The 8156-nt window shown below is 69.0% G+C and carries 7 protein-coding genes; 3 read left to right on the forward strand and 4 right to left on the reverse strand.

What is annotated here, in order from left to right; translation table 11 throughout:
- Positions 1-102: 102 nt before the first annotated feature.
- The 3 genes from N787_RS15220 to N787_RS08100 all read right to left on the reverse strand — a co-directional run bounded on the left by N787_RS15220 (position 103) and on the right by N787_RS08100 (position 3154).
- The gene (locus N787_RS15220; RefSeq protein ID WP_034212465.1) at positions 103-1302 is read right to left on the reverse strand and encodes an argininosuccinate synthase; all 1200 of its coding nucleotides are present in this window, start codon (positions 1300-1302) and stop codon (positions 103-105) included.
- Positions 1303-1359: 57 nt separating this feature from the next.
- Positions 1360-2364 (reverse strand): N-acetylornithine carbamoyltransferase, encoded by a 1005-nt coding sequence (locus N787_RS15225; RefSeq protein ID WP_034212467.1) that lies wholly within the window; start codon positions 2362-2364, stop codon positions 1360-1362.
- 226 nt (positions 2365-2590) lie between these two features.
- The gene (locus tag N787_RS08100) at positions 2591-3154 is read right to left on the reverse strand and encodes a glycine zipper 2TM domain-containing protein (RefSeq protein ID WP_034212469.1); all 564 of its coding nucleotides are present in this window, start codon (positions 3152-3154) and stop codon (positions 2591-2593) included.
- 161 nt (positions 3155-3315) lie between these two features.
- Between N787_RS08100 and cysS the strand changes: the two genes are divergently transcribed.
- Genes cysS through N787_RS08115 form a run of 3 tightly spaced genes read left to right on the forward strand, consistent with a single transcriptional unit; the run spans position 3316 to position 6879 of the window.
- On the forward strand, positions 3316-4686 hold the full coding sequence (cysS, locus tag N787_RS08105; protein WP_034212471.1) for a cysteine--tRNA ligase: 1371 nt from the start codon (positions 3316-3318) through the stop codon (positions 4684-4686).
- Entirely contained in the window at positions 4686-5123 is a 438-nt protein-coding gene (locus N787_RS08110) for a SufE family protein (RefSeq protein WP_034212472.1), read from the forward strand. The genes cysS and N787_RS08110 overlap by 1 nt, the downstream gene beginning before the upstream one ends.
- A 4-nt stretch (positions 5124-5127) precedes the next feature.
- Positions 5128-6879: a DUF885 family protein gene (locus N787_RS08115; RefSeq protein WP_052575286.1), complete on the forward strand. Its 1752-nt coding sequence runs from the start codon at positions 5128-5130 to the stop codon at positions 6877-6879.
- A gap of 241 nt (positions 6880-7120) precedes the next feature.
- Here the strand turns inward: N787_RS08115 and N787_RS08120 are convergent.
- Positions 7121-8156: ISL3 family transposase (locus tag N787_RS08120; RefSeq protein ID WP_034212474.1), on the reverse strand; the 1036-nt coding region annotated here is incomplete at its 5' end.

The raw sequence follows: 8156 nt of genomic DNA on the forward strand, positions 1-8156 counted from the left end.
ATTTCCTGTTCTGCTCCCTGTAGGAGGGACTTCAGTCCCGAAGCCTTTCGGCGAGAAGCTTCGGGACTGAAGTCCCTCCTACAGGGGGTTGCCGAGGGAGGGTCAGGGGGTGCGGTTGATTTCGGCCCAGAGCGTGCTGCTCATGCCGTAGAGGCGGATGAAGCCCTCGGCCTCGGCCACGCCCCAGTCGGCCGACTGCGCGTAGGTGGCGCCCTTGGCGTGCAGCAGGTGCGGAGAGCGCACGGCCACGGCATCGACGCGCCCGCCCTGGGTTTCCAGCACCACTTCGCCGTTGACGCAGGCCTGGCTGGACTGCAGGAAGGCCTCGAGGTCGGCCTTGAGCGGGTCGTTGTAGAAGCCTTCGTACACCAGCTCGACCCACTTGCGCGCCACCTCGGGCTTGAAGCGGTTCTGCTGCTTGGTTAGCACCGCCTCCTCGAGCGCGCGGTGGCCGGCCAGCAGCGCCGCGAGGCCCGGCGCCTCGAAGATGATGCGGCCCTTGAGGCCGATGGTGGTGTCGCCCGTGTACATGCCGCGGCCCACGCCGTACTTCGCGAACAAGGCGTTGAGCTTCGCCAGCAGCGCGGCGCCGGCCATCGGCTGGCCGTCGAGCGCCACGGCCTCGCCCTGCTTGAACGTCAGCGTGACGCGCAGCGTCTCGGCCGGCCACTCGGCGCGCGGCGCGCACCAGCCGCGGGCGCCCTCGCCCGGCGCTTCCCAGCGGTCGATCTCGCCGCCGGACAGGGTCAGGCCCAGCAGGTTCTCGTTGATGGTGTAGCTCTTCTGCTTGGCGCGCACCTCGAAACCGCGCTCCTCCAGGTAGGCCTGCTCGTAGGCGCGCGTCTGCGTGTGCTCTTTCTGGATCTCGCGGATCGGCGCCACGATCTCGTAGTCGCCGGCGGCCTTCACCGCCAGGTCGAAGCGCACCTGGTCGTTGCCCATGCCCGTGCAGCCGTGCGCGATGGCGCGCGTGTCCAGCTCGGCGGCACGCTTCAGCGCCGCATCCACGATGAGGTAGCGGTCGGACACCAGCAGCGGGTACTGCCCCTGGTAGCCCTCGCCCGCCATCACGAAGGGCTTCACGAAGCCGTCCCAGATCGCCGGCCCGCCGTCGACCGTGACCTGGCTCGCCGCGCCCAGTTCGGCCGCGCGGGCTTCGATGTAAGCACGCTCCTCCGCATCCACGCCGCCGGTATCGGCGAACACGGTATGCACCGCCCACCCGCGCTCCTTCAGCCACGGAATGCAGAAGCTGGTGTCAAGGCCGCCGGAAAAAGCGAGCACGATGTTCTTGCTGGTCATGTCATTTTCCTGAAAAGCCCCTCTCCCTTTGGGAGAGGGGTTGGGGAGAGGGGGTTCTTACTGTTTAGCCAAAGCCGCCATCACGGCCTTCTGCACATGCAGCCGATTCTCGGCCTCCTCGATCGCAATGCACTGCGGCGAATCCATCACCGCATCGGTCGCCTTCACGTTCCGCCGCAGCGGCAGGCAGTGGCTGAAGACGCCGTGGTTGGTCAGCGCCATCTTGGCTTCGTCCACGATGAAGTGCTTGTGCGCGTCCCGGATGGGCTTTTCCTGGTCCCAGCGGCCGAAGTACGGGATCGCGCCCCAGCTCTTGGCGTACACCACGTCGGCGCCGGTATAGGCCTCGGTGATGTCATGGCTCATGCGGAAGCTGCCGCCGGACTCGGCCACGTTGTCGCGCGCCCAGCCGAGGTAACGCTCGTCCAGCGCGTACTCGGGCGTCGGGCACAGCAGGGTCACGTCCATGCCCATGCGGGTGGCGATGGTGAGCGCCGAGTTGGCCACCGCGGTGTTGAGGGGCTTCGGGTGGTAGGTCCAGGTCAGCACGAACTTCTTGCCGCGCAGGTCGGGCGTGCCGAAGTGCTCCTGCAGCGCCAGCGCGTGCGCCAGCTCCTGGCAGGGATGGGTGATGGTCTCGAGGTTGATCACCGGCACCGTCGAGTACTTCGCGAAGGCGCGCAGCACCCGGTCCTCCCGGTCCACCGACCAGTCCTGGAACTTCGGGAAGGCCCGCACCGCCACCAGGTCCACGTAGCGCGACAGCACCCGCGCCACCTCGGCGATGTGCTCCTCGGCCTCGCCGTCCATCACGGTGCCGACCCCGAACTCGATCGGCCACGCGTCCTTGCCCGGCTGCAGCACCACCGCATGGCCACCCAGCTGGAAGGCGCCCAGCTCGAAGCTGGTGCGGGTCCGCAGCGAGGGATTGAAGAAGACCAGGGCGATGGACTTGCCCTTGAGCTGGTCGCCGGCCTTGCTGCGCTTGAACGCGGCCGCCTGCGCGAGCGCCGCGTCGAGCTCGGCGCGGGTCCAGTCCTGGGTGTTGAGGAAATGCTTCATGGTGGGGTCCTGGTGGAAACCAAAAACAAAAAAACCCAGCGCAAGGCTGGGTTTTTCCGGTGAACAAGCAGTGACGTCCGGGTTACCCAGCTGGCGTGGCGGATTCCGGTCGGCGCGCGCGAGACGTCATGCCCGCCGCCATGTAGGCGGAGCTGAGGATGTCGGCAGGGGCGGCGCAGGTGCTCATTGGGGGGCGAGTATGCCGGGGGCGGGGCGAGGCCGCAACTCAGCGGGCCGCGGCCGCGGCGTCGTCCGGGGTCACCGAGACCCGGATGCGCAGGCGGTTGCCCGGGTCGTACGGCAGGCGGGACATGTATTTCTCGCCCTTGTACATGTACTCGACGTCGTAGCCGACCACCTGGGACTCCTCGCGCTCGACCTCGACCAGCTGGCAGCCCCGGGCCTCGGCCTCGGCGCGCTGGCGGGCGATGTTGTTGCCGATGGCGCCGCCGGCGACCGCGCCGACCACGGTGGCGGCCTTGCGGCCATCACCCTTGCCGACCTGGTTGCCCAGCGCGGCGCCGACCAGGGCGCCGATGACGGTGCCGCCGGTGGTGCGGCCGGTGCTGCGGTACTCGACCTCGTCGCAGCGCTCCTCGGGGGTGCGGGTGACCACGCGCTCGACCACTTCGTCGGCGCGCAGCACCTGGGCGTAGCCGTAGCTGACGTTCTCGGGCACCGCCGGGGCGTAGTAATCGTCGTCCCCGTACTCGTCCCCGGCGTACTGCGCCAGCGCCGGGCCGGACAGGGCCAGCAGCAGGATCGGAAGGGTTCGGATGGCGGCGGTCATCAAACGTTCTCCGTGGGCGGTCGGGCCGGGCCGCCGGGGCGACGGGCGGGGCACGAGCGACCCGGGAATTAAAGCCCCGAGCGCCTGAACCCAAGCCTAAGATTTTCGTTAAGCGGGCTCGCCGGGCTTGCTAGACTCTGGCTTTCCGTCCGTGCCCGACCATGGAACTGCGCCTCTACAACAACCTCACCCGCCGGCTCGAAGCCTTCGAGCCCGCCGACCCGCGCCGGGTCACGATGTACGTCTGCGGACCCACGGTCTACAACTACGTGCACATCGGCAACGCCCGCCCGCCGGTGGTGTTCGGCGTGCTGGCCCGGCTGCTGCGCCGCCACTACCCGCGCCTGGTCTACGCCCGCAACATCACCGACGTGGACGACAAGATCAACCAGGCCGCCAGTGACCAGGGCGTGCCGATCAGCGCGATCACCGACCGCTTCGCCGCCGCCTACCACGAGGACATGGCGCGCCTGGGCGTGGATCCGCCCGACGTGGTGCCCTACGCCACCGCCCACATCCCGCACATCATTTCGATGATCGAGCGGCTGATCGCCTCCGGCCACGCCTACGCGGCCGAGGGCCACGTGCTGTTCTCGGTGGCCAGCTATCCGGACTACGGCAGGCTCTCGCGCCGCGACCCGGACGAGATGCTGGCCGGCGCCCGCGTCGAGGTGGCGCCGTACAAGCGCGATGCCGGCGATTTCGTGCTCTGGAAGCCGTCCACCCCCGACCTGCCCGGCTGGGACTCGCCCTGGGGCGTCGGCCGCCCGGGCTGGCACATCGAGTGCTCGGCCATGGCCGAGACCCACCTGGGCGACACCATCGACATCCATGGCGGCGGCGTCGACCTGCAGTTCCCGCACCACGAAAATGAAGTGGCACAGAGCACCTGCGCCCACGGCGGCCAGGTCTTTGCGCGCTTCTGGCTGCACAACGGCATGCTGAATCTCGGCGGCGCCAAGATGTCCAAGTCGGTGGGCAACGTGTACCTGGTGCACGACCTGCTCGACCAGCACCCGCCCGAAGCGCTGCGCTACGCCCTGCTCTCGGCCCACTACCGCCAGCCGCTGGACTGGTCCGACGGCCTGATCGAGCAGTGCGTGCGCACGCTCGACCGGCTCTACGGCACCCTGCGCGACCTCGCCGACGTCCCCACGGTCGAACCCATGGTGCCGTTCGAAGTCGAATCGGCCCTGTGCGACGACCTGAACACCCCGGCCGCGCTTGCCGAGCTCTCGCGCATCGCCGGCGAGGCCCGCAAGGCCACCAGCGCGATCTCGCGCGCCAGCCTCAAGGCCGAACTGCTCGGCGGCGGCCTGCTGCTGGGCCTGCTGCAGCAGCGGCCGGAAGCCTGGTTCAGCCGCGGCAGCGAGGACGGCGACGACGCCCGCATCCAGGCCCTGGTGGACGAACGCAACGCCGCCAAGCGCGCCCGCGACTTCCTGCGCGCAGACGCCATCCGCAAGCAGCTGGCCGAGGAAGGCGTGCTGCTCGAGGACACCGCCCAGGGCGTTCGCTGGAGGCGCGGCTGATGCGGCCGACCGAAGCCAGCGCGGCGCTGGCCCAGGCCGCGATCGCCGACGAGTTCGCCTTCTTCGGCGACTGGTCCGAGCGCTACCAGTACCTGATCGACCTGGGCCGCAAGCTGCCGCCCTTCCCCGAGGAATGGAAGTCCGAGGCGAACCGCCTGCACGGCTGCCAGTCCATGGTCTGGATCGTCGCCGAAGGAAATGCCGATGCGCTGGAATTCCACGCCATCAGCGACTCGACCATCGTCTCGGGGCTGATCTACCTCGCGCTGCGCGTGTATTCCGGCCGCAGCGCCGCGGAGATCCTGGCCACCACGCCCGACTACATCGCCGGCATCGGCCTGGCCAAGCACCTCTCGCCGACCCGCAGCAATGGCCTGGCCTCGCTGCTGGCCTTCATCCAGGACACCGCCCGGCGGCACCTGCCCGCCCAGGAGTAAACGCATGCCCCACGCCCGCCGCCTGCTGGCGATCTGCCTCGCCGCCGCCCTCGCCGCCCCGGCCGCCGCGCACGCCGCCGGCGAGGGGCTCGCGCCCGCGCTGGCCGAGATGCCCGCCAGCACGCAGCGGCTGGCGCCGGTGGTGGCGCGCTTCCGCAGCGACCTGGCCAGCCTAGAGCGCGTGCGCGACATCACCGCCGGCCCGCGCCGTGAAGCCGCGCTGCGCGAGCTGTACCAGGCCTGGCAGGCGCGCCTCGCCGAGATCGACCCCGGCACGCTGGGCCTCGAAGACCGTCTCGACCACGCGCTGATGACGCGCGAACTCGGCTACCGCCTCGGCCAGCTCGACTTCAGCCGCAGCCGTTATGAAGAAGCCGCGCCGCTGCTGCCGGGCGTGGACGCGCTGGTGGCGCTGGCCGAAGCGCGCCGCGCGCTCGAGTACCCCGATGGCCGCGCCAGCGCCGACGTGCTCGACCGCAGCCGCCGCGCGCTGGCCGACCTGCAGTCGCGGCTTGAGAAGGACCCGAAGGCGCTCGGCACCTCGCCTATCGTCGCCTTCCGCGCCGCGCGCCTGCTCGACGCCGTGCGCGAGGACCTGCGCCAGTGGCACGGCTTCCACGCCGGCTACGACCCCGACTTCACCTGGTGGACGCGCCAGCCTTACGAAGCCCTGGACAAGCAGCTCGAATCGCACGCGAAACTGCTGCGCGATAAGCTCGCCGGCGCCAACGACCCCGAGACCATCATCGGCGACCCGATCGGCCGCGAGGCGCTGCTGACCGGCCTGCGCCACGAGCTGATCCCCTACACGCCCGAACAGCTGATGGACCTGGCCGAGCGCGAGCTGGCCTGGTGCCAGCGCGAGCTGGACAAGGCCGCGGCCGAGATGGGCCAGGACGACTGGCGCCGCGCGCTGGAGATCGTGAAGTCGCGCCATCCGGCGCCCGGCGAGCAGCCGAAGCTGGTGGTCGAACTGGCGGACGAAGCGATCGCCTTCATGGAGGCGAACGAGCTGCTGACCGTGCCCGAACTGGCCAAGCGCGACTGGCGCATGACCATGCTCACGCCCGAATACCAGCTGCAGGCGCCGTTCTTCCTTGGTGGCCAGGACGTGTGGGTGGCCTACCCCACCGACACCATGCCGCACGACAAGAAGCTGATGGCGCTGCGCGGCAACAACCGCCACTTCTCGCGCGCGGTGGTGCACCACGAACTCATCCCCGGCCACCACCTGCAGTACTTCTACAACACGCGCTACCAGCCGCACCGCGAACTGTTCGACACGCCGTTCTGGGGCGAGGGCTGGGCGCTGTACTGGGAATTCCGGCTCTGGGACCTGGGCTTCGCGAAGACGCCCGAGGACAAGATCGGCATGCTGTTCTGGCGCAGCCACCGCGCCGCGCGCATCCTGTTCTCGCTGGGCTTCCACCTGGGCGAGATGGCGCCGGACCAGGCCGTGGACCTGCTGGTCGAGCGCGTCGGCCACGAGCGCGAGAACGCCCGCGCCGAAGTGCGCCGCAGCTTCGCCGGCGACTACGGCCCGCTGTACCAGATCGCGTACATGATCGGCGGCCTGCAGTTCAACGCCCTGCACAAGGAGTTCGTCGCCTCCGGCCGCATGACCGAACGCGACTTCCACGACACCATCCTCAAGGGCGGCCCGATGCCCGTGGCCGCCGTCCGCGCCCGCCTCCTCGGCGAACTACCCCCGGGCGAACTGCCGCGCGACTGGCGCTTCTACGACTTCGGGAAGTAGGGGTCTTTGGCCACTGATGAACACGGATAGAGCGAGAAGAAATTCTTGACGCGGATTAACGCGGATAAACGCGGATAAGGCAGAAGCGATCGGGAATTGGTCCTCGCTCGCCGGGCCATCTTGCGAAGAACCACTCCCGCGTTTGCTCTATCCGCGTTCATCCGCGTTAATCCGCGTCAAAAATATTTCTTGGCTTTATCCGTGTTCATCTGTGTTCATCCGTGGCAAAAAAACAGGTTCTTCACCCAAGTCCGGGGAAGGCCGCCCGGATCTTCAGGAAGAAGTAGGCGTCGTCCCGGTAGCCGTAGGCCACCCGCTTGATGACCTTGATCTTGTTGTTGATGCCTTCGACCAGATTGGTTCCCAGCGGCCAGCGGCAGTGGGCCAGGATCCCCGACAGGTAGGGCTCGAGCCGCCGCACGAACACGCGCAGCGGCTCCAGGCCGCTGCGCAGGGCTCGTCGCTTCCAGCTCTTCCACGCTTTCCAGGCCCATGCCTCGCGCCGGTAGCGCCATAGCCCCTTCAGGTCTTCTTTCAGCAGGTAGACCGTCAACAAGGCCTTGTTGGCCGCCAGCAGCTCTTCCAGCCGCACCACCTGCTCGTCGGGCACGTTCTCCCGATTACGAAGTAGCAGCCAGCGCGATGTCTTGACCACCCGCCGGGCCGGCTTATCGGCGCGCAGCCGGTCTGCCTCGTCCACCCGGACCCGGTCGATCACCTCCCGGCCGTACTTGGCCACGACATGGAACAGGTCGTAGACGACCTCCGCGTTCGGGCAATGCGCCCGAACCTCCAGGTCGTAGGCGGAGTTCATGTCCATCGCCACGGCGCGGACCTGGGCGCAGCGCACCGGGCCCAGCAGCTCAAAAAACGGCCTGATTTCCGCTCTCGAACGCCCGCGCCCCACCCACAGCACCCGCTTGCGCTCGGGGTCGACCACCACGGTCGCGTACCGGTGGCCCTTCTGGATCGCGAACTCGTCCATCGCCAGCAGCCGCACGCCGTCCAGGTTCGGCGGGCCCAGCGAGCGCTCCAGATGCCGGAAGTCGATCGCTTTGACCGTCTTCCAGTCCAGCCCGAACCACCGGGCGGTGTGCCGCACCGATGTCCCGGCGCACAGCCGGGCCACGCTCTCGGCCAGCCGCCGGGTCACCCGGGCGTGGGGGTCTAGCCAGTCCAGTCGCTCAAGCCTCGGGCCGCAGCGCGGGCAGGCCAGGCGCAGCCGCGGTACCCACAATTCCACCGCGTATTCGAACAGCGGCAGGTCCCGGATCCGG

Source organism: Arenimonas metalli CF5-1 (genome assembly GCF_000747155.1).
GTDB classification, from domain to species: domain Bacteria; phylum Pseudomonadota; class Gammaproteobacteria; order Xanthomonadales; family Xanthomonadaceae; genus Arenimonas; species Arenimonas metalli.

What these genes read in the sequence shown, in the direction of transcription:
- cysS (WP_034212471.1), top strand. Translation starts at nt 3,316, where the DNA reads ATGGAACTGCGCCTCTACAACAACCTCACCCGCCGGCTCGAAGCCTTC.
- N787_RS08100 (WP_034212469.1), bottom strand. Translation starts at nt 3,154, where the DNA reads ATGACCGCCGCCATCCGAACCCTTCCGATCCTGCTGCTGGCCCTGTCC.
- N787_RS08110 (WP_034212472.1), top strand. Translation starts at nt 4,686, where the DNA reads ATGCGGCCGACCGAAGCCAGCGCGGCGCTGGCCCAGGCCGCGATCGCC.
- N787_RS08115 (WP_052575286.1), top strand. Translation starts at nt 5,128, where the DNA reads ATGCCCCACGCCCGCCGCCTGCTGGCGATCTGCCTCGCCGCCGCCCTC.
- N787_RS15220 (WP_034212465.1), bottom strand. Translation starts at nt 1,302, where the DNA reads ATGACCAGCAAGAACATCGTGCTCGCTTTTTCCGGCGGCCTTGACACC.
- N787_RS15225 (WP_034212467.1), bottom strand. Translation starts at nt 2,364, where the DNA reads ATGAAGCATTTCCTCAACACCCAGGACTGGACCCGCGCCGAGCTCGAC.